This is a genomic window from Pectobacterium peruviense, from assembly GCF_003312355.2.
Lineage (GTDB): Bacteria > Pseudomonadota > Gammaproteobacteria > Enterobacterales > Enterobacteriaceae > Pectobacterium > Pectobacterium peruviense.
In genome coordinates, this window is sequence record NZ_CP161826.1 from 4,810,017 (window position 1) to 4,832,552 (window position 22,536).

Annotated in this window: 16 protein-coding genes; 7 read left to right on the plus strand and 9 right to left on the minus strand. The window is 53.3% G+C overall.

Going from position 1 to position 22,536, the window contains the following annotated elements; all coding sequences use genetic code 11:
- Nucleotides 1-147 precede the first annotated feature (147 nt).
- Entirely contained in the window at nucleotides 148-852 is a 705-nt protein-coding gene (locus DUT67_RS21690; protein WP_223254620.1) for a DUF1266 domain-containing protein, read from the plus strand.
- Entirely contained in the window at nucleotides 852-3,581 is a 2,730-nt protein-coding gene (locus tag DUT67_RS21695; protein ID WP_113626022.1) for a J domain-containing protein, read from the plus strand. Before DUT67_RS21690 ends, DUT67_RS21695 begins: the two co-directional genes overlap by 1 nt.
- A 167-nt stretch (nucleotides 3,582-3,748) precedes the next feature.
- Here the strand turns inward: DUT67_RS21695 and DUT67_RS21700 are convergent, their stop codons facing one another.
- Nucleotides 3,749-5,440, minus strand: coding sequence for a molecular chaperone HscC (locus DUT67_RS21700; RefSeq protein ID WP_113626024.1), 1,692 nt, complete (start codon nucleotides 5,438-5,440; stop codon nucleotides 3,749-3,751).
- A gap of 208 nt (nucleotides 5,441-5,648) precedes the next feature.
- On the opposite strand from DUT67_RS21700, the gene DUT67_RS21705 reads away from it, so the two are divergent.
- Complete coding sequence (locus DUT67_RS21705; protein WP_005968196.1) at nucleotides 5,649-5,942, plus strand: DUF2623 domain-containing protein; 294 nt, start codon at nucleotides 5,649-5,651, stop codon at nucleotides 5,940-5,942.
- Between the two features lie 10 nt (nucleotides 5,943-5,952).
- Here the strand turns inward: DUT67_RS21705 and DUT67_RS21710 are convergent, their stop codons facing one another.
- The 4 genes from DUT67_RS21710 to DUT67_RS21725 all read right to left on the minus strand — a co-directional run bounded on the left by DUT67_RS21710 (nucleotide 5,953) and on the right by DUT67_RS21725 (nucleotide 11,205).
- Nucleotides 5,953-6,774 (minus strand): energy transducer TonB, encoded by an 822-nt coding sequence (locus DUT67_RS21710; protein ID WP_113632462.1) that lies wholly within the window; start codon nucleotides 6,772-6,774, stop codon nucleotides 5,953-5,955.
- A 201-nt stretch (nucleotides 6,775-6,975) separates the two neighbouring features.
- Nucleotides 6,976-7,965: a FecR domain-containing protein gene (locus DUT67_RS21715; RefSeq protein WP_113626026.1), complete on the minus strand. Its 990-nt coding sequence runs from the start codon at nucleotides 7,963-7,965 to the stop codon at nucleotides 6,976-6,978.
- Complete coding sequence (locus tag DUT67_RS21720; RefSeq protein ID WP_113626027.1) at nucleotides 7,962-8,474, minus strand: sigma-70 family RNA polymerase sigma factor; 513 nt, start codon at nucleotides 8,472-8,474, stop codon at nucleotides 7,962-7,964. The genes DUT67_RS21715 and DUT67_RS21720 overlap by 4 nt, the downstream gene beginning before the upstream one ends.
- 181 nt (nucleotides 8,475-8,655) lie before the next feature.
- Nucleotides 8,656-11,205, minus strand: a complete 2,550-nt coding sequence (locus tag DUT67_RS21725) for a TonB-dependent hemoglobin/transferrin/lactoferrin family receptor (RefSeq protein ID WP_113626028.1) — start codon at nucleotides 11,203-11,205, stop codon at nucleotides 8,656-8,658.
- Between the two features lie 321 nt (nucleotides 11,206-11,526).
- Between DUT67_RS21725 and prlC the strand changes: the two genes are divergently transcribed.
- The 3 genes from prlC (at nucleotide 11,527) to DUT67_RS21740 (ending at nucleotide 16,349) form a co-directional block, all read left to right on the plus strand.
- A complete protein-coding gene (gene prlC / locus DUT67_RS21730; RefSeq protein WP_113626029.1) occupies nucleotides 11,527-13,569 on the plus strand; it encodes an oligopeptidase A in 2,043 nt (680 codons plus the stop codon).
- Nucleotides 13,566-14,312 carry a 16S rRNA (guanine(1516)-N(2))-methyltransferase RsmJ gene (gene rsmJ / locus DUT67_RS21735; RefSeq protein ID WP_113626030.1) on the plus strand — a complete coding sequence of 249 codons (747 nt, stop codon included), beginning with the start codon at nucleotides 13,566-13,568 and terminating at the stop codon, nucleotides 14,310-14,312. The genes prlC and rsmJ overlap by 4 nt, the downstream gene beginning before the upstream one ends.
- Nucleotides 14,313-14,453: 141 nt before the next feature.
- Nucleotides 14,454-16,349, plus strand: coding sequence for a bifunctional UDP-sugar hydrolase/5'-nucleotidase (locus tag DUT67_RS21740; RefSeq protein WP_048258131.1), 1,896 nt, complete (start codon nucleotides 14,454-14,456; stop codon nucleotides 16,347-16,349).
- Nucleotides 16,350-16,355: 6 nt separating this feature from the next.
- On the opposite strand, the gene DUT67_RS21745 is transcribed toward DUT67_RS21740, so the two are convergent.
- From DUT67_RS21745 to uspA, 3 genes are all read right to left on the minus strand, one after another.
- Complete coding sequence (locus DUT67_RS21745) at nucleotides 16,356-17,669, minus strand: FAD-binding oxidoreductase (RefSeq protein ID WP_113626032.1); 1,314 nt, start codon at nucleotides 17,667-17,669, stop codon at nucleotides 16,356-16,358.
- 231 nt (nucleotides 17,670-17,900) lie between these two features.
- Nucleotides 17,901-19,244 carry an NADP-specific glutamate dehydrogenase gene (gdhA, locus tag DUT67_RS21750; RefSeq protein WP_048258129.1) on the minus strand — a complete coding sequence of 448 codons (1,344 nt, stop codon included), beginning with the start codon at nucleotides 19,242-19,244 and terminating at the stop codon, nucleotides 17,901-17,903.
- A gap of 292 nt (nucleotides 19,245-19,536) precedes the next feature.
- A complete protein-coding gene (uspA, locus tag DUT67_RS21755; protein WP_011091695.1) occupies nucleotides 19,537-19,974 on the minus strand; it encodes a universal stress protein UspA in 438 nt (145 codons plus the stop codon).
- A gap of 529 nt (nucleotides 19,975-20,503) precedes the next feature.
- Between uspA and uspB the strand changes: the two genes are divergently transcribed.
- Nucleotides 20,504-20,839: a universal stress protein UspB gene (gene uspB / locus DUT67_RS21760; protein WP_048258126.1), complete on the plus strand. Its 336-nt coding sequence runs from the start codon at nucleotides 20,504-20,506 to the stop codon at nucleotides 20,837-20,839.
- A 78-nt stretch (nucleotides 20,840-20,917) separates the two neighbouring features.
- On the opposite strand, the gene pitA is transcribed toward uspB, so the two are convergent.
- Nucleotides 20,918-22,423, minus strand: coding sequence for an inorganic phosphate transporter PitA (pitA, locus tag DUT67_RS21765; protein WP_048258124.1), 1,506 nt, complete (start codon nucleotides 22,421-22,423; stop codon nucleotides 20,918-20,920).
- Between the last annotated feature and the right edge of the window lie 113 nt (nucleotides 22,424-22,536).

The window sequence follows — 22,536 nt, forward strand, 5'->3', positions numbered from 1 at the left end:
GAGCCGCCGCGCAAACCAGTAATTTTTATCGTCTGAAATCAGTAAATTGTGAAACATGGCCGTTTTTCATTCGATTGAAAGCTACCGATATTCAGGTACATAAAGTACGATCTCCCGCAACATGTGATGGAATTGGACGTTATTCTGATGGAATCTGAATATCAGCGCTGGCTGATGGCGCTTTCCGCCCCGATGGTCGCACTCAATATCAAGTACGATGCCCGTTTCTCCGAGCCTACCTTCTACGAACCCGGCGAAACCATCAGTCTAAGCAACAGCTGGGGTATCACCTCACGCGAAGGGCTGATATCAATGATTAACGATATGACAGACGGCGGCCATGCTGAGCGCTTGGCGTATTACTATCACCTTTGGCATCACCTGACGGTATCGGAGTGGCAGCAGCATTGCGCCAATCAATCTGAAGACGTACAGGGTGCGCTCACGCTGGTGACCGAAACGGCCGCGCTATGCGGTGAAGGTGGGATCCGCGCCTGGGATTTGGGGCGCATGAGTTTCCTAAGTCGCATCGGATTACTCAACGGCTGGATTAGCGAAAAAGAGAATCTGTGGATTCACACTCGGCTGGCCGACAGGGCGCGCCACTATTACCGCAGTTGGGAAAATTATTACGCTGCATTCTTGATTGGCCGCACTTATTGGCTCTCCCTGGATGAGGAAGATCCTGAATGCCAGCGCTACATTTTCAGCAACGCTAGCCACAAACCTGATTACATTGACCAAATCGGCACGCTCTATACTCACCCAGACAGCCCGATTCATGACCTCGACTGGGATGTTGATCCGATAGAAATGGATAAGCCCGAGTCCTTACCAGAAGCGGAACTATAATGGACACACTGTGCTGGCAGCGATTAGGCATTGAGCCGACTCAGGATCTGGATGTTATCCGTCAGGCTTATCGTCAAAAAGTACCGCAGTTTCACCCAGAAACCGACCCCGATGGCTTCAAACAGCTGCGCGAGGCGTACGACACCGCCTGCAAACTGGCGAAAAATCCGGTGCCGTCGGGTGATGAAGAACACGCTAACACCAAACCGCGCGACACCTCTTCAACAACCGAAGAGGCAACCACCGACCCCACCGATCCTCTGACAGAAGAGCTGGTCGCCGCGTTTGAACAGCTGTTAAGTAACCCAAGCGAACGCTTCGTTCCACTGTATTGGGAACGCTACATCCAGTTGCTAAACCAGCAGGCTTTCGATGTCATCGATCGTATTCGCTGGCCGCTGCTTCAGCGTCTGATGCGTGAGTCCTGCATCTCAATTCTCTGCGTTCGCGCACTGGCCGATCGCCTGCGTTGGCAGCAGCGTCAAGGGGAGCTGTCCGGTGACGGAGTTGAGGATGTCCGTAACTTCCTCGACTCACTTGGCTATGAGGATCTGTTCGATTTTTCCCAGTTGTCGCACCTGAGTCTGCCCGCACAGCTGGAAACCATCTTCTATTTTCAGCAGGCCAACGGAATGTACTGGAATCGACCAGCGTTTATGCTGGCGACACTGCTGCGCAACCCAACCGCCATTTATTGGCCTGACAGCCCGAAGCTGATGCAAAAGCTCGCGCGCTGGCACAGCCATGCCAGCGTTCCCAACACCATACTGCGTGATTACTGCCTGCAACAACTGGATGCGACACCGGACGACGCGGAATGGCTCGCGCTCAGCGCCAGTCTCTGTTCCCTTACCGGAGAAGACGAGCGAGCCTTCACACTGTGGCTGACGCTTTATCAGCAAACTCACCATGCACAGGCGGAGAAATGGTTGCTGGACTGGTGCAAACAACATCGGCCAGATGCGTTCCCCTTACTGGTTCAGTCGCTGAACTACACGCCAGCACCGACTCTGACAGGGTTAGCGCTGGACGACCCGCGCCAGCGTTTCTTCATTTCTCAGCATAATACCCACCAGCTGATTCGCTGGGCAGAAGCGCTGAAACTGCCGCTGTCGCCTATGGCGGAAAGCTACGCTCGCTGGAAGCTGGGAAAACAGGATCTGCGGGGCATTTATCAGCACCTGCTGCTACATCGCGGGGATGCGATTCAGGATCGCCTTTATTGGCACGCCAGCATGTTAACCGTCGGTAATGAGCGCCTATTGCAGGACATTCTGGCACAGCCGTTACCTGACGAACCGCTGTATGCGTTGATCTTACAGGGGTTGCAGTTCCAAGCGACACAACGCTTATCTTGGCTGGAAACTTCTGACGCGATTCATTCCTTCACAGAGTGGCTGTATTCGCCGTCAGAAGACACATTACCTAGCGTGTTCACCAACCAGAAATCGTTCGCCTGGCTGCAAGCACAAACCTGGCTGCGACAATGGCGTCCGCTGTCGCTGAATCAGCTTAATAAGCTGTATAGCAGTGGCATCCATACCGAAGAAATCGACCCGATCAATGATTGTCTGGTTGAGCTTTCTGCACGCTACCAGTGCGATGTATCTCTGGTGCCGCAAGGGGTCGATAAACCACAAGAACTCAGCGCCAGAGAGGAACTGAGACAGGCTATTCTGATTGCATTAATGATGACCGATCCAACCTCTTGTCTGGGTTTATCGCGTCAGTCGGTGCTGCCTGAATTGGCCTTAGCCCACCCAGCACATTCACTCTCTCGGCTCTTTCGCAAGGCAGAATCCCGCGATGGCGATGCGGTGACGCCGCTGAAAAAGCAGCTCGACCTAACCGACCCGCGGCACTACCACTGTTGGATGAATTTCCCCGTCGCTATCGAGGAATACCTCAGCAGCAGTGAGACTTACAGCGAGTCTGCTGCCAGCCATTTTTATCTTACGGATGACCACTGGCAGGCAGAACTGGCGAAGTCGCCCATGATTTATCAGATCTTTTTCCACGCGTTTTATGCCCTTGTGGGAGAAGAGGATCAGGCGGAGCAACACCGTGAACGGCTGGCGTCTCTCCCCGTTGAAACCCAGCAGGAAGAAGACATCCGTGTCGCCTTTATCGAAGAGTCGGATGAGTTGGGAAAATCATTAAAACAGCTCTCCGACGACAAACGCGTCACGCTCATCGGCCAATTGATCCAAAGCTGTGCGAAGAACCCCGAGTACCTGTTTGATAATAGCGATCAGCGGTTTTTGACCGAACATCTGTCCTATCCGCATGAAGACATCGCGCTAAAATTGATAGCAAAAGTGCTGCTGCAATGTACCGATCGGCGCGAGCGCCAGTTCAACGTACCGCAGGCCAGAAAAAGCTACTGGTGGCAGTTTTGGCGCACCAACACACGAATTGGCCGTCTCGGCTTCCTGATACAAGGTGGGCTGGGGAGTTATTGCCTCTACCGGGCAGGTGACTGGATAGGTTCACCACCGCCGTATATCGAAGGGCTGCTGATGGCGCTACTGGTCTGTAATCTGCTGAGTGCCGCGCGTCGGCGCTATAACGATATCGGCTCCAATACGCCGTGGGTGATGAGTTTCTTCACCCTACTCATACCGCTATTTCTGCTGCTCCCCTTGCTAACACCGAGCCTTAACCGCTGGAATAAATTCGGGCCGCCGCCACACGGCAAGAAAACCGAAACGGACACCACGCCAGCCTGACGAAAATGATTCTGGCGGCACTGCAATTACACGCATGCATATACCCAATAGATTTCGAGTTGCAGGAAGGCGGCAACCGCAGGAATCTCCAGGAGCTTACTCAAGTAAGTGACTGGGGTGAGTAAGGGAAGCCAACACACCTGCAGCTTGAAAGATGACGGGTATATTTAGCGGGAGACCTCATCCAGATACTGCTCAATCCGCTGCCGCGCTTCATCAATCACCGGTGCATATTGTCCGGCCAGTGCCTGTTCAAAGTCACGTAGCCAGAAGCCGATCTGCTCCCGCTCTTCCAGACGCGTTTGTGCCCAGGCCTTTTCCAGCCGTGCCAGCAGATTACGGTTCATCAGATTATCTCTGGGATGAATCTTCAGCGTTTGCAGTTTCTGATGGCTTTTCTGTTGTTGATCGACGCTCAGCCCCGTCGGGCTGCGATCGATGACTTTCGTGAAGTTATCGCCGCTATCCGGTAGGTTAACATCCACTTCCAGCAGCCCATTGATGTCATAGCTGAAACGCACCTCAATGGATTGCTTATAAGATTTCGCTTTTATCGGCATAGTGAACTCATCGATGAACACATTGTTATCGACGTAAGGGCTTTCGCCCTGATAGATCGCGATGCAGATGTTGTCCTGACTGGGTGCGCCAGTGGAAAACGTCTCTACTCGCGAAGTCGGCACCACCGTATTGCGTTCCAATATCGGGGAAAACAGGCCGTTTTGCTTATCATTAGAGACTCGGATTCCGAGGGTGTACGGGCAAACGTCCGTCAGGATGACTTCTTCGATGTCCTGCTCGCGTAGCCGACAGGCAGCCTGCACCGCCGCGCCTTTGGCAACCACGGTATCCGCATCCAAATGCTGATAAGGTAATTTGCCAAACAGCCTGACTACCAGCTTCTGGATAACCGACATCTTTGATGCCCCGCCGACCAGCACTACGTGGTCTAGCTGCTCTGGCTTCAGACGAGCATCGTGTAGCGCTTGTTCTATTGGTGCACGAATACGGTTCATCAACGGTAGCCATGCCGCTTCAATCTCTTCATTATCCAACACAATGCGCCAGTCTTCCTCGCGCCAGTGCCATACCAGTTCATTTGATTGAGAGGGAAAACCGGGCTGGCATTTCAGCGCTTCAGCCTGGCTGTAAAGACGCGCCAGATCCGTCGCGGGAATCGCCGAATCTTCAAGCTTCCACGCTTTCAGGCAGGCTTTCACTATCGCCTGTGTGAAATCTTCGCCACCCAGATAGTTGTCGCCCGCCGAGCTATGCACTTCGATCAGCGGAAAGGCGTATTCCAGCACGCTGACGTCGAAAGTGCCGCCGCCTAAGTCGAAGACCAGCGTACGCCCCAGCTCCTGCGTGTGTAAGCCGTAGGCCATAGAGGCTGCGGTGGGTTCATTAATTAAGCGAACCGCATTCAACTCTGCCAGTTCCGCCGCAAAACGCGTCTGCTTACGCTGTTCATCGCTGAAATAGGCTGGCACCGAGATCACCACATCCTTGATGGGGTGTCCGAGGTAACTTTCCGCATCAGCTTTGAGCGATTTCAGCACCATGGCCGACAGCTCAGCGGGAGAGAACGTTTTATCCCCGAGCCTGAAGGTTTTCTTGCTTCCCATGTAGCGCTTAAACAGCGACGCTGACACCTGCGGGTGCGTCGTCAAACGGGAGATCGCAGGTTTACCCACCAGAATACTGCCGTCTTCATCAATGCTGACGGCCGAAGGCGTGAAATTATCATTCAGGGCATTCGGTATCAGGCGAGCCTCGCCATTTTGCCAAACGCTAATCAGGCTGTTCGTCGTGCCCAGATCGATACCAATGGCCAGAGAAGCGTCTTGCGGGTGCATCATGCTGTTATTCCTTATTAACCATTCCATTCTCAGAGTGCCCATCAGGCGCAGACAACGAGCCCGTTCAGCAAGCAGGGCAATAGTATATACATCTTGGTCAGGAAAAGACCGCGTGCGGCTAATACAGGAATATTTTTCAACAGATCTGGTGAGTGATAAACAAGCGTTATATTATTTATTATATAGCGATCATTCACGGAGCATTATCATGGGAAACCATTTTGAGCGGGGCGTCCTCGCGGGGCTGAGATCTGCCAACCCAAAATCCACCAACGACATTAATCCTTACTGCTACGACTATCGGCGCGGCTACATTTGCGGGTATGCCCATAACTTGGCGGAAACCAAAGGCGACCGTCAGCAGGCCGCCTTCGAGGCAGGGTTGTTATCCCGCCGCTACGGGCTGGAACGGGAGAGAGTCGCCGAGTTCTTTACTGAACAAGGCAACCCTTACGCGATTCGGTTTTTTTATGCTGGTTATGATGCACACACGCCGCGCTAGTTGATGCCAGCTAGCGGCGTGCTTCTCGTAAATCGAAGCTAATCGGGATCGTGATGGTGAGCTGCGCGTTATCGCCAATCACTTCTGCTGGCGGAGCCGGAAGCGGCTGAGCACGCTTCGGCAAGGCGACAGACTCCGCATCCAATGGCGTCACACCGCTACTGCTGGCCAACGAAACGGCCAGCACATTTCCGGTTCGATCTAACGTCACACGAATCTGAGCGACACCCTGCAATCGCTGCCGTGCGGCCTGAGCCGGATAGCGTTTATGGCGGCTCAGATGTGCCAACAGTGTGCTACTCCAGTCCGCCACGCCTTTACGCATTTGCGCGGCATCACTGTTATACGGCGCAGCGACGTGCTGGCTGCTGCCCGGCAGCGGTGCGCTGGTAACAGGGGCTGGCGGTTTTTCCGATGGCGCGATCGCTTCCTGCGGCATCGTCTCCTGCACCGGTTTTTCCATTTTTTTCTGCACTTTTTTCTGCGGCTGCGGTTTTTCCTTTTGCGCTGTCGCAATCACCGGCTTGGGTGCAGGCGCGAGCGGCGGCACGTCTTGCGTTATTTTTTCTGGTTGAGCTGCCGACTCTTGCGGCGTGGACAGCGTTTGCTGCGGGCCAACAAGCGCATCCTGAGGGCTGGACGTAGACTGCACGCTATCCGCGACCATCAACATCATGGCAGGCGGTGGCGCTTCAATTGAGGAATCGAGCGCATGGTAGCTCATCCAGACAATCACCCCCACGTGTAGCGCCAACGCCAGCAGCGAGCCACTTCCCCAACGTACTGTCGTTGCAGGCTGCATCGTATTGAATTTCAGCGTCTGTGTGGCCATTAGCACACCGCCTCTCGCCGCAAAGACGGAGGTAGTATTCTCAATGAATGAGGTTCCGAGGACATCATCATGCGTTCTTCATCACATCGTTAGGTATAAGACAGGCAACCGATAATAGTGGGTCGTTCCGCTACGGGGATCGGGCAGAAAAAAAGTGAAAACAGCATAAAATGTAATGTTATTACGCTTTGACAGGATATCTTATCGCACAGCAATCTGAACCCAGTAGCGAGAGAAATAACGCACCTGCACAGGAAGCGCCTCCACCAGCGCCGCCAAAATATTATCGGTATCCGCCAGCGGGAAGACACCGGAGAACCGCAGGCTCTCAACCTCTGGCTGGCAACGAACCACGCCGCTGCGATAGCGGCTCAGTTCATCAATAAAATCCACCAGACGCTGATTATTCGCCAGCAACTGCCCTTTCACCCAGGCAGGCTCTGCCTTCGCTGTCTCTATTTGGCCACAGCGCTGCGTGGTGAACGTCGCTGTCTGTCCGCTTTTTATCACTTGTACATCCTGACCGTTCTGCTGCGGATGAAGCCTTACCGCGCCGTCATATACCGCCACCTGCGTGTGTTCATCCTGCACCCGCAGGCTGAAGCGCGTCCCCAGCGCCTGCACCTTTCCCTGCGCCGTCGTCACAACGAAAGGACGCGGATACAACGCGGCCTTCTCCGCCTGGCCGGTTTCGATCATGACTTCACCGCGAATCAGCGTGAGCTGGCGTAGATCGTCACCGTAGGCCACATTCAGCGCCGTCTGCGTATTCAGCAGCAGCGTCGTGCCATCTTCCAATACCGCATGGCGCTGTTCGCCCACCTGCGTCTGATAATCTGCCGTAAACGACTGCCACACATCCGTACGCGATCCAGCCACGCCAGCCCCTCCGGTCAGACAAAGAATGGCTAGCGCTTTGAGTACGCTGCGGCGCTGCATACCGTTAAGCGTCGATAGACTCTGGTGTGCCGCCCGCGCGTTAAGCTGACCCAGATTGGCACACACGGACTCAATATGCTGCCACGCCAGCTCGTTATCCGGCGAAGCTTCCCGCCAACGCTGCCACTCGCGGCGATCCTGTTCCGTGACGCCGTCGGACATTAGCTGCGTCAGCCACGCCACCGCTTCACGCGCGCTGTCTGGCTGAATCGGCTGACCCTGTCCGTCACGATAAAAAGTGCGATCGTTCATAGTGGTAGTGCAAAGAAACATTGGAGATTGGCGCGTTGCAGATACTGTTTCACAGAACTACTGGAAACGCGTAAACGCTCGGCGATATCGCTGTAGCGCATACCGTGGAGATGTGCCAGCAGAAACGCCTCTCTGACCGGCGCTGGTAGACCATCCAGTGCGGCATCAAGCTGTTCAAGAATTTCGAGGGTAAGAAGACGCGTTTCCGGAGAAGGCATACAGGCATCCGGCTGCGTGCTCAACACATCCAGATAGGCATCTTCAATTTTTTTACGACGATAATGATTGGCGACTAAACGGCGAGCCACGGTGGCCAAAAACGGGCGCGGCTGGCGAATCGTGAGCAGCTCCGGGTTCATCAGCACACTAAGGAACGTATCCTGTGCCAGGTCTTCCGCATGCTGGGAACAATCCAGCTTATGGCGCAGCCAGTTATACAACCAGCGATGGTGATCGAAATAGAGCTGCTGGGCAAAGTCATTAACGCTGGCCGTCGCTTTCCTCACCATCGAACTTTACCCCAGAGCGCTATTTAAACAATAAGAATGATAATCGTTCTTATTTATGTTTTTTCCCTCTGACTGTCAAGTTCTGAAACGAAAATTATTCAAATTTGCTGAATTTGCATTACGCCCATGCAACATGCCCCGACTAACAGGGCGGAAATCCTATCCGCCCCGTACGACGCTATCAGAAGCGTTGTAACACGCTGATTTTCACGTTACGTCCCACGCCGGACACGGATTCGCCCAGATACGGGTAGTAATCGGTATTCAGCAGGTTATCGACCGTCACACGCGCTTCAAACCCTTTTATCGTCTGCGGCTGCCAGCTTGCGAACAGACCATGTAGTACATAGCCTTTGCTTTTCGGTAGCGCCCAGATATCAGCCTGTGGATCGCCATCGGCAGGCGAGCGATCCTGCTTACGCACGAAATCACCGGTCCAGCCTACAGCCATATCCAGACGCGGGATTTTGGTACCCAGCGTCGCATGTGCGGTTGTTGGTGGGATTTCAGCAATCCAGGTTTTATTGCCCCACGGATTACGCGGAGAAGCATCGCGCTCGCCGCGAATGGAAGAGAAGGACAGGCTACCAAATAGCCAACGGCTGTCGTAGAACGACTCAATCTCGACCCCTTCAATGGTATAACCCGGTAAATTACGGTAGTTAGAGAGCGGCTGCCCACAAGATGATGACGTACCGCTTTGAGTCTGTGCTTCACACAAGATACCGCGACGGTAGAAAATTTCGTTTTTACCGCGATTACGGAACAGCGTGGTGCGAATTTGCAGGCTGTCTTCTTCCAACATCAGATTGTTGAAGTCCAGAATCGCCCCCAGACGAAATGCTTTAATGCTTTCAACTTCTAGGTTACGACTGGTTCCCGGCACGCTGGACGCCGCAGACTGCACTTCATACTGTTCATCGACAACAGGCGCGCGCCAGGTACGGCTGGCATCGGCAAACAGCGAGAGGTTGTCCGTCGCTTTCCAGAGTGCGCCAATACGCGGCGACCAGCCGGTATAGGTCACGCTGCTGTAATCATGTCCGGCAGCGGGAATGCTGCTGTTATAACGTGGCGCAGCGTTAGGTTTCCCCGTATTCGTGACATGGTCATAACGCACGCCCGGCGTAATTGTTACGCTGCCCAGCGTTACCGCGTCCTGTACATACAGGCTGCGGGTTTCCTGTTCCCCTGCTGGCATGTAATAAGGCTGGAAATAACCATAGTTATACTCGGCGCTATTCTTGCCAGACGGGTAATAAATAAGCGTATCGCGCTTATGCTGGTGCCAACGCATACCCACCAGCAGCTTATGGTCGAGCGGGCCGGTAGTGAACAGGCTTTCGTTACTGACTTCCGCAAGCTGATCTTTATAGCTTACCCAGCTTTCATTCCCCAGCGATCCCAGATAGCTACTCTGTGACGCCGAATCAGGACGTCTGTCATGCTGTTCAGTTTTTGAGGTGGCAAATGACGCGGTGAGATTCAGCCACGGCTGATCCGCTGGCGCGATATTCCATTTCAGCGAGTAGTTTTTATCGACCTGATTGCGGTAAACCAGCTTGCGTCGCCAAGCCTCTTCCCAGCCGTAGAGGTCAACTTCCCTTTGTGTGGGTGCCGCCATATCGTCACGCTTAGCGGCAAATGGCTGCCAGCCATCAGATTCGGAGCGCATAGCGGAGAGCGTCAACGTCTGGGAATCCGTCAGATAAATGTTGGTTTTCAGTAAATAGGACGCCATGTCGCTGGTCGAGTAGACAAAGCGCGTACCATCAGGACGTTCGATGTTGTCGCCATCACGCTTGCTCATGTAGAGCAGGCCATCAGCCATCCCCTCTTCCGTGCGGCCATACAGCGCACCGCTGTAGATATTTTGTCGATCGTTGGTGTGATAGCTGTACTTGGCCATCCCACCGAAATTTTCTCCCGGCATGAGCAGATCGCTGGCGTCTTTGGTATCAACATGAATGGTGCCACCGAAGCCGCCATTACCGCTGCGAATATCATGCGGCCCTTTATCGACGTCGATACGCTTAATCAGCTCCGGTTCAATGAACACCGAGCCTTGGCGGTATTTCTCAAAGCCTTTTGGCGCACCGTCCAGAACAACTTTGACGTCTTCCATGTCGCCCATGCCCCAGATGTTCAGGCTCTGCCCACCCGGTCGAGGAGAACCGGCCATCGACACGCCGGGAAGTTTATCCAGCAGGCTGGCAATATTGTCGGCTTGTACGCGATCGACATCAGCCTGGCGTAACACGGAACGTCCGGCAGCGGCGCTGTCCGATGTGCCGCCGACAACCGAGAGCGTTGGGATCATCAGGCTGCCGTCACTTCCCTCGGCAGCAAGCGTGGACTCCAGCCGATAACCCGTGGCCGTCTGCACCGCATTCAGTCCGGTTCCCGCCAGTGCGGCCGCAAAGGCTGCCTGAACGGTGTAGGTTCCCTGCACGCTCCCGCTGGTTTTATTCTGTGTTTGGTCGGGAGAAAACGTGAGAATGACATTGGCGCGGCTGGCAACAGCCTGCAACGTGGCTCCTAACGACCCGGCCGGAATGGAAAATGCCATTGTCGGTGCCGCGGCAGTTGCAGCAGTTTCCGCCGCCAGCGCCGAGCCGACCGTTCCGACACTTAAGATCAATACGCCAGACAGTGCCAACCGGACTGCCCGCGCGACCGCCAAGGCGGGTTTATGCACGATGCACCCACCATTATGATTGTTTATCGCCATTGTCATTCCCCTGAAATATTGAAAAAAAAGACACATCAGGTAGGTCACGCGAAAAACAAAATCGGGCAGAAAAATAGCAAAATTTTTCAGAGAAATGCCTTTAGCACGGTGTTAATGACCGCATCGAGGTAACGCACAGGACTGATTGATGACGGGAAAACGCACCTTTGGTCACGAGGAGAGCCGCCTCTACCATTGATTTTCACTACACTTGACCTCATCTTAGTAATTAACCCGCAATAGATATCCGCCTTGCCGGTCTCTCTTCAACAGATTCCACTTACCGGCAACGAGATCACCCACAATTATCAGGACGGCACCATGACGAATCCATTACTGACCTCATTTACTCTGCCCCCGTTCTCCAGCATTAAAACGGAAGATATTGTCCCAGCAGTGAAATCTGCGCTGGATGAATGCCGCGAGACGGTAGAGCGTGTGGTCGCGCAAGCGGGGCCGTTCACATGGGATAATCTGTGTCAGACGCTGGCGGACAGCGACGATCGTCTTAGCCGCATTTTTTCCCCTATCAGCCATCTGAACGCCGTGAAGAACAGTCCGGAGCTGCGCGGTGTTTATGAGCAATGTCTGCCGCTGCTGTCTGAACACAGCACTTGGGTTGGTCAACATGCAGGATTGTATCAAGCCTATCGCAGCCTGCGTGACGGCGAACACTACACCACGCTGAGTCTGGCGCAGAAGAAATCCGTTGATAACGCACTGCGCGATTTTGAACTGTCCGGCATCGGCCTATCACCGGAAAAACAGAAACGCTACGGTGAAATTTCCGCTCGCCTGTCCGAACTTGGCTCGCAATACAGCAACAACGTGCTGGATGCCACCATGGGCTGGAGCAAACTGATTACCGACGTCGCTGAGTTGGATGGCATGCCGGAAAGCGCCCTGGCAGCAGCCAAAGCGCAGGCAGAAGCCAAAGAACAAGATGGCTGGCTGCTAACGCTGGATATCCCAAGCTATCTGCCGGTGATGACCTACTGCACCAATCAGGCTCTACGTGAAGAAATGTACCGCGCGTTCGGCACCCGCGCATCCGATCAGGGGCCAAACGCAGGCAAGTGGGACAACAGCGAAATTATGGCGGAGAAGCTGGCGCTGCGTCACGAACTGGCACAGTTGCTGGGTTTCGACAGCTACGCGCACAAGTCGCTGGCAACCAAAATGGCGGAAAACCCGCAGCAGGTTCTAGATTTCCTGACCGATCTGGCGAAACGCGCCCGCCCGCAGGCTGAAGAAGAACTCGCACAGCTACGCGCCTTCGCCAAAGAACACTTCGGCGTGGATGAATTGCAGGCTTGGGATATCACCTACTACAGCGAGCAGCAGAAGCAGCACCTGTATTCCATCAGCGATGAGCAGCTTCGCCCGTATTTCCCGGAAAACCGCGCGGTGAATGGCCTGTTTGAAGTGGTTAAACGCATTTACGGCATCACAGCCAAAGAACGTAACGATGTGGACGTGTGGCACCCAGATGTTCGCTTCTTCGATCTGTTCGATGAAAGCGGCGAACTGCGCGGCAGCTTCTACCTCGATTTGTACGCCCGTGAACACAAACGTGGCGGTGCCTGGATGGACGACTGCGCGGGTAAACTGCGTAAAGGTAACGGTGAGCTGCAAAAACCGGTCGCCTATCTGGTCTGTAACTTCAACCGTCCGGTCAACGGCAAACCCGCTCTGTTCACCCACGATGAAGTCACCACCCTGTTCCACGAATTCGGCCACGGCTTGCACCACATGCTGACCCAGATCGATACCGCCGGTGTCGCTGGCATCAACGGTGTACCGTGGGATGCGGTCGAGCTGCCAAGCCAGTTTATGGAAAACTGGTGCTGGGAACCGGAAGCGCTGGCCTTTATCTCCGGCCACCACGAAACCGGCGAACCGCTGCCGCAGGAACTGCTGGAGAAAATGCTGGCAGCGAAGAACTATCAAGCTGCGCTGTTCATTCTGCGTCAGTTGGAATTCGGCCTGTTCGATTTCCGTCTGCATGCAGAGTTTGACCCTGCGAAAGGCGCACAGATTCTGCCAACGCTGGCGGAAATCAAAGCGCAGGTAGCCGTAGTGCCAAGCCCAAGCTGGGGTCGTTTCCCACACGCATTCAGCCACATCTTCGCGGGCGGTTATGCCGCAGGCTACTACAGCTATCTCTGGGCCGACGTGCTAGCCGCAGATGCCTACTCCCGCTTTGAGGAAGAAGGTATCTTCAACCGCGAAACTGGTCAGTCATTCCTGGATAACATCCTGACTCGCGGTGGTTCCGAAGAGCCAATGGAGCTGTTCAAACGCTTCCGTGGCCGTGAACCTCAGTTGGATGCCATGCTCGCGCATTACGGCATCAAAGGATGAGCATCTGCTTAATCGCAGAAGAAGGCGCCGATAGTGGCGCCTTATCTTCTTTGGCTGAGCGCTGGGGGCTAGTTTCCGATCCTGATGCGCTGATGGCGCTAGTGCTAACCGCGGAACGTCTGGAATTACGCAAGCAGGATGAACCGAAGCTCGGTGCTATCTTCGTGGATTTTGTTGCTGGGCCGATGGCACACCGCCGTCGCTTTGGCGGCGGACGCGGTGAAGCCGTCGCTAAAGCGGTTGGTATCAAAAAAGGTTACCTGCCGGATGTCGTGGATGCGACAGCGGGTCTGGGGCGCGATGCTTTTGTACTGGCAGCATTGGGTTGCCACGTACGCATGGTAGAACGCAATCCGGTGGTTGCGGCACTGCTGGACGACGGGTTGCAGCGTGGCTATCAGGATGCAGAAATCGGCCCGTGGCTACGGGAACGGCTCACGCTGCTACACGCATCCAGTATGACTGCGCTGCGTGACATCACGCCGCCACCGGATGTGGTCTATCTCGATCCCATGTTCCCGCACAAACAAAAGAGTGCGCTGGTGAAGAAAGAGATGCGAGTGTTTCAATCACTGGTGGGTGCGGATGACGACGCCGATGCACTGCTGGAACCCGCACGTGCGCTGGCGAAGAAACGCGTCGTAGTGAAGCGTCCAGACTATGCGCCGCCGCTGGCTGGCGTGCCGGCACAGTCTATGTTGGAAACCAAAAGCCACCGCTTCGACTTCTATCTTCCCGTCTGAATCCCTCGCCGCTACGTGTTGGCGGTGAAAAACCCACCTTGCATCGCATTTCTTATGCCGCTTTTGCAAAGTCTGTAGCGCAAATGAGAAGCAAATCGCATAATTTCGCGCTATCAGTTCTTATTACACTAAGATGACATAATGAAAAAAACGCTTCTGTCACTTCTGCTTTGTTTGAGTACCTCTGCTATGGCCGTTCAAGAACCGGTAAATATCACGATTCTGGGTACATCCGACCTGCATGGCACCTTTGTTCCCTGGGATTACGCTACCGATACCGCCAACATGGCTGGCAGCCTGAGTCAGATCGCGACGCAGGTACATAAAGTTCGTGCGCAGCAGCCAAATGTGATTCTGGTTGATGCAGGCGACACCATTCAGGGCAACTTTGTCGAAACCTTCAAAAATGACAACACCAGCCCGATGATTCTCGGTTTTAACGCCCTGAATTATGACGTCTGGGTGATGGGCAACCACGAGTTCGATTTCGGACTAAACGTGCTTTCCACCTCGCTTGAGCAGTTCAATGGCACCGCGCTGGCGGGTAATATTTTTTGGGAGAGCGGTAAGCCTTACTTACCAGCCTATAAAATAGTCGAACGACAGGGCGTGAAGATTGGCATCATCGGTATGGACACGCCGATGACCGCTGAATTCGCCAAAGGCACTGACCGCGTGAAAGGGCTGAACTTTACCGATCCCGTCGGGGCAGTAAAAACGGTTATCCAGCAAATCCACGGCAAAGTGGATGCCATCGTGCTGGTCGCCCATATGGGGATCGATAACGAGAACCAGCGGCCGGGCACAGGCGTGGGCGACATTGCTCGCGCTAACCCTGAATTAGCCGCCATCGTCGCGGGTCATATGCACGTAAAAGTGGATAAAGAGGTGATTAATGGCGTGATCGTCACCGAACCGGACAGATATGGCCGCGCACTGTCGCGCATCGATTTGCAGTTTGAGCAACAGAACGGCAAATACGTGCTGATTAATAAAGACAGCTATACCTATTCGATTAAAGACGTAGATTCTGATCGCAAGATGGAAGACATCTACGAGCCTTATCACAATACCCTGCGCGCCAATGCCAACCGTCCGATTGCACAGCTTATGGAGCACGATCTGGTACCACAAGATGCCGTAAAAGGCATTCCTCAGGTACACGTACAGGACACAGGTATCAGCGCCCTGTTCCAGGAAGCCAGCCGCTATTACGCGCCTAAAGCGCAGGTTATCGCACTGCAAATTGATAATGATCGGCCCAAGCTGAACATCGGCACCATTGCCGCAAAAGACATCGCCTTTAACTATCAATACGCAGGCGGTGAAATCACGGTTTATCAGCTCACCGGAAAAGAACTGAAGAAATACATGGAATGGTCAGCGGGTTACTTCAACCAGCTGCAAGACGGGGATGTGACTTACAGTTTCAATCCGCAGCGTCGTGCCTCCAAATATTCCACCAATGATTTCTTCGACGGCGTGACCTACACCATCGATCTGACGAAACCCGCTGGGCAACGCATTACCGACCTGAAAATGAATAACGGCACACCGGTTACCGACGATATGCCGATTCGTCTGGGTATGAACAGCTACCGTATGGGTCACCTGACGCAGAAAGGCGGCGTGCTGGAAGGCATGCAGTTCCCAGTGCTGTCGGATACCAAAGTGGAATATGGCGAAGAGGCGGGCACGATTCGTAACCTGACCATCCGTTATTTGACTGAAGTGAAAAAAGGTCAATACGAGGGTACGGTGCCGCAGCGCTGGAAGCTGGCGGAATTGCAGGGCTATGAACATGAACGCAAAATTGTCGAATCACTGCTCAACAGCGGAAAAATCAGCGTACCGACCTCAGACGATGGCCGCTACAGCAACGTGCAATCCATCAACGTGAAGTCGTTGATGCTGCCGGATGCAACGCAAAAGGAGAAACGCGTGGCGGAACTGACGCAACAGCGCGACAGCACCACCAATGCGTTGACCAAGCAGCGGCTGAACGATCAGCTGACGATTATCGCGGCGATTAACTGACAGGCGTTATCTCTCGCTGCGGGCTTTCCAGCGTTCGCTCGTCAGGTAGCCGTTCACGCCCACATCAAGGAAAGGGCGTGGCGGCAGGTAGTTTGCCTGTCCGAGCGATTGCATATCGCTAATCAGCGGGTTGTCTTCACCTAACGCCAGATCCGCCAGAATATGTCCGGCGGCGGTTTGCTTCGATAGCCCCGCCCCGTTACAGCCAGCAGAGGCGTAGACATTGTCGCTTAGCTGCCCCCAAATTGGCGCACCATTGCGCGTTACGCTAATCAGCCCTGACCACGTGTGCGCCATTTTAACGTCGCTCAACTGCGGAAACATGCGGGCAAAAATAGCAGCATGTCGACGCGCGTGGCGTCCGGTTTCTACTGCACTATTAACCAGCTCAGGGGCAAATTTAACATGCTCCCGAATCAGGAAGCGATGGTCGCGCGTGTAACGCAGCGTCGCACTGGCTAGCGCATTGACCGGCGTCAGCCCCCAATCTGGCATATCACCCATCCGTGCAATCTGTTCCGCATTCAGCGGCTCAGTCAGCGTCGCGAAGGTCGCTACGGCAAAAACCCGACCATTGAACAACGGCAGGCCGCGTGCCGCGCCGTTAATCGCCATCATCAGCTTATCTGCCTGAATCTCACCATAGGGCGTTTCCACGCGAATGCGCGATCCAGTTTCAATATTCAGCGCAGGAGAATGGGCGTAAACCGTCACGTTCTTAGGCAGATTCGCCACCAGCCCGATAACCAAAGCTGCCGGATTTAGCAGAATACAATTGGGGGTATACACAGCGCGTTGATAGAAAGAAGTTCCAAGGCGACGAGCAAGTTCGTCTTTTTCAACCAGCTGATAGGGTTCGCCAAGGTCGTTCAATTCACGGACATAGGTATCGATCAGGCCGTTGAATGTCGAGCTAACGGCACAGTGATATTTTCCTGCCACGCTCCAGTCACACGCGATAGCATGGAGATCCACTTTCTCTTTCAGGTGCGCTACGCCGGATTGCAACAGGCGGCGATAAGCAGCAGCCTTTTCTAACTCCGCCGTCGAACTGCCGATGTTATGCGGTAAATCGATGACGAAACCAGAGTTACGCCCGGAGGCATTGTCGCCAATCTCGCCGGCATCCAACAGGATAATGTGTTTATCTGGGCGCTGTTCAGCCAAACGCTGGGCAAAGGCGATCCCCGCATAGCCAGCGCCAATCACCAGCCAATCCGCCGTTGTTTTCCCCCGCTGCTGCGAATAATTCGGTTTATCGACAAGATCTGCCGACCAGCCATTACGATTCTGATCGAAAGGAAGATGTTTGATTTTCACAATGGTGTAAGCCTTGAAGATAACGGGTTGTACCGGAAGGCAGGAACACAATACCGACGATACGCAATGCGGATTAAGATAAAGAAAGGCAGGAAGCGGTGTCCAGAAAGAAATGTCGCTAACGCTTAGATAAATAAGTGAAAAGTCAAAGCGCCTGCAAATACAGGCGCTTTGACTACATTATGCGCTACACAGTTATCGTTAAACCATCATACGTTGAACCATCATCCGTTAAACAACGCCCTGCGCCAGCATCGCGTCGGCCACTTTTACAAAGCCCGCCACGTTGGCACCGCGCACGTAGTTCGTCTGGCTATCTTCGCCACCGTACTGCACACACGCGTTGTGAATATCCAGCATGATGTGATGCAAACGCGCATCCACTTTCTCCGCTTTCCAGCCCAAACGTGCCGCGTTCTGCGCCATTTCCAGCCCGGATGTCGCCACGCCGCCTGCGTTAGCCGCTTTGCCCGGTGCAAACAGCACGCCCGCATCCAGGAACGCATCGGTCGCTGGAATCGTAGTTGGCATGTTGGCACCTTCCGCTACGGCTTTCACGCCATTAGCAATCAGCGTCTGCGCCGCTGGCAGATCCAGCTCATTCTGCGTCGCACACGGCAGCGCGATATCTACTGGCACTTCCCACGGCGTTTTGCCTGCAAGGTAGGTCAGCTTCGCTTCCCGCGCGTAATCTTCCACGCGGCCATAGCGTTTGTTTTTAATCTCTTCCAACAGCGCCAATTTCTCTGGGGTAAACCCGTTTTCATCCACCACAGTGCCGTTAGAATCCGATACCGTGACCACACGAGCACCCAGCTCCATCGCTTTTTCAATCGCGTACTGCGCCACATTACCGGAGCCGGACACAGCAACTCGCATACCTTCGAAGCCCAGACCGTGGCGTTTCAGCATCGCTTCGGTGAAGTAAATCAGGCCGTAGCCCGTCGCTTCAGGACGAATCAGACTGCCGCCAAACGACAGCCCTTTGCCGGTAAAGACGCATGCGGTGTTGTTGGTCAGTTTCTTCATCATGCCGGTCATGAAGCCGACTTCGCGACCACCGACACCGATGTCACCCGCCGGAACGTCCGTATCCGCGCCCAAATGACGATACAGCTCCGTCATCAGTGCCTGACAGAAACGCATGACTTCGCCCTGACTTTTCCCTTTCGGATTAAAGTCTGAACCCCCTTTGCCGCCGCCCATTGGCAGCGTCGTCAGCGCATTCTTGAACGTCTGCTCGAATCCAAGGAATTTCAGAATCGACAGGTTAACGGACGGATGGAAACGCATGCCGCCTTTGTACGGGCCGATCGCGGAGCTGAACTGGACACGCCAGGCGCGGTTCACCTGTACCTGACCTTTGTCATCCGTCCACGCCACGCGAAACTGAATCACACGTTCCGGTTCTACCAATCGTTCCAGCAGGCTGTAATCCGCATAGTGAGGGTTCTGCTCCAGAAAAGGCCACAGCGTAGAAAGCACTTCATTAACGGCCTGTAGAAATTCAGGCTGATGCGGATCGCGTTGTTGAACAGAATCAAGAAAACTTGCCAGAGATACGATTTGTGCCATGAACAGCTCCTGATTGAACGAATAAGCTCCCTTCTGCTTCTTTAATTTTTAGACACGTAGAAGCTTGTGGGATCGGTGAAAATGATGTTGTGTCCTCTGGACTATAACACTGGCGATGGATATTTAAGCAAGCGTTTTCTTTTTAGATAAACGTTATAATCCAATGAGATAGGAAGGGTTTTTTGGGGTGTTTTGAGAAAGAAATACGACATAAGTTTTTGTTATATAACAAAAGGCGCAGCCAAAAGCCGCGCCTTTCATCACTGAAAAAAAATGCAAAAAAAGTTAATTTTTATTCGTTTTCCTCATCACGCAATGGCACGATGAGCATGTCTACATGTACGGTATTAATCAGCTGACGTGCAGAAGACATCAATTTGCTCCAGAAGTCCTGATGGTGCCCACACAGCACGAGATCGGCTTCATATTTCTTGATCGCATCAACCAACACTTGCCCTAAATCACCGCTGCCACTCAGCGTTTCGCTGATAGGATAGCCAGCATTCTGGGACAACTCGGTCAACGCATTCTGGGTTTCTTCAGAGATGCGCTGTTGCATATCTCCCAGATTGACGTCGATAAGCCCCGTGTAGAGATCGGAGTAATTCACATCGACGTGGATTAACGACACTTTCGCATTGTACGGTCTTGCCATTGAAACGGCTTTTTCCACTAACACTTTGCTTTCTGGAGAAAGGTCAACAGCAATAAGGATGTGTTTGTAAGCCATAATAAGACTCCTTCCGTAAAGACTAATTAAGGGTTAGCAGATATTTCGCCTGCCGGTTTAATACTTAACAGAGAGTTATAAGATAGCACTCGTCCGCGCTATCGGACTGTTCAGTCGATCACAACCCGTTTTCAAACCTGTCAATTCTATTAATAAGTGTAGTAGAAACCGCTCCTTTTCACAGTTAAATCGCGCAGCTTCTCCTTTCGGAAAGGGTATTACCTCGCCGAAAATCGTCCTTCATCCTGATTGCACCTGCCTCTCTGGCACAAACGAACATTCTTCTTCTACACTACAAGTAGGGGGTAGTGAGCCTGTCTGCTGCACCTTGGGATGGAAAACAAGAATGGGATTAGCCGTGATGCTGTTGGCTATCCCAAATGACAATAAAATCGTGCGCAAGCGCGTGGCATAACTATTCGTCGCAGAAAAACGTCGCGGACAATCGTAACGCTTGTCATCGGTCATAGGTGGACCACAGGAATACATGGCCATCAAATCTGACGAATAGAACGACCGGGAGGGAAGCATGATTAGTACATTTGCGCTTTTCTGGGCTTTATGTATCGTCTGCATCATCAATATGGCGAGGTATTATTCTTCATTACGCGTGTTACTGCTGATTTTGCGTGACTGTGACCCGCTGCTTTACCAATACGTTGATGGAGGAGGTTTTTTTACATCGCACGGTCAGCCAAGCAAGCAAATCAGGCTGGTAGGCTATATCTACACGCAGCGCTATCTTGACCATCACGACCCTGAATTTATTCGCCGCTGTGAGCGGGTGCGGGGACAATTTCTGCTCACGACCGCCTTGTGTGGCCTCATTGTCATCAGCCTGATTGCCATGACGATATGGTATTAACAGTATGAACATCGATAAAAAGTAAAAAGGCGATTCCCCACAGAATCGCCTTTTTTTATGATTAACCTGTTACCAAAATCAAATCAGCTTCAACGCCAGCCAGTACAGCGTACCGGACATCAGCATTGAGACTGGCAGCGTCAATACCCAAGCCAGCAGAATGCTTTTTATCGTTTTACCCTGTACGCCTCCACCGTCCGCAATCATCGTCCCGGCAACCGCCGAGGATAATACGTGCGTGGTGGAAACCGGCATACCGGTATAGCTGGCAACGCCAATCGATAGAGCCGCCGTCACCTGCGCCGAAACGCCTTGTGCGTAGGTCATGCCTTTCTTACCAATCTTCTCACCGATGGTCACAGCAACACGTTTCCAGCCCACCATGGTGCCCAGAGACAGCGCCAATGCAACCGCGACGATGATCCAGAGAGGCGCGTATTCAACCGTCTGCAGCATGTCTTTACGCAGGTTGTTCAGGTAGCGTTTATCTTCACCCGACGTTTCTGGCAGCTTAACCACGCGATCCATCGTATCCGCGATGCACATCAGCAAGCGACGTACTCTGCTACGATCCTCAGGGTTTAACTGGTCGTAACTTTTCAGGTTATTCAGCAGGCCCTGTGTACGTTCAATCGCGATCATCACGCGTGAACTGTCACAGTGGAACTCTTTCTGACCGCTGCCGGGAATCGTACTTTCTGGCGCAGGAATCACTGGTGGAGATAAGTCGATAACGTGCGTCAGCGCGTCACCATGCTGCTTGTAGTATTCCTGTAAATTGACAACCGCGTCGCGGGTACGGCTGATGTCATAGCCAGATGCGTTCATGTTGACAATAAACCCAGCTGGCGCGACGCCAATCAGCACCAGCATAATCAAGCCGATACCTTTCTGACCGTCGTTTGCACCGTGAGAGAAGCTCACACCAATCGCCGATAAAATCAGCGCGGTACGCGTCCAGAACGGCGGCTTACGTTTGCCATCCTGCTTCTCGCGATCGACAGGTGTCAGATGCACGCGTTTGCGTTTTTTACTGTCGTTCCAGAACCGACGCAGTACTAGCACCAGCAGGCCTGCGACCACCATCCCCACAATCGGCGATAGCAACAGCGACAGGAAAATGCTGATCATTTTCGGCACGTTCAACGCATCCACGACGGAGGTATCCGTCAACAGCGCGTTGGTCAAACCAATACCGATAATGGAGCCGATCAGGGTGTGAGAACTGGAGGCAGGAATACCAAAATACCAGGTACCCAAGTTCCAGATAATGGCGGCCAGCAGCATGGAAAAGACCATCGCCAGACCGTGTGCCGAACTCACGTTCAGTAATAAATCCGTGGGGAGAAGGTGAACAATCGCATAGGCCACGCTCAGGCCGCCCAGCAGTACACCGAAGAAATTAAAGACACCCGCCATAACAACAGCAAACTCTGCGCGCATCGCTCGGGTATAAATAACAGTGGCAACGGCATTCGCAGTATCGTGAAAACCGTTAATGGCTTCGTACATCAGTACAAACAACAAAGCCAATATCAACATCAGGCCGGTGTAGTAATCCAGTCCGGCAAATAAATGTAGCATAAACGTTAGGCCATTTAGTGGTCATGAACGCGGCGCATTATCAGTGACAAGCGGGGGTCGGGAAAAGCGAAATATGACATTTTTTTGACTTAAAATGTGACGACGATCGGTAG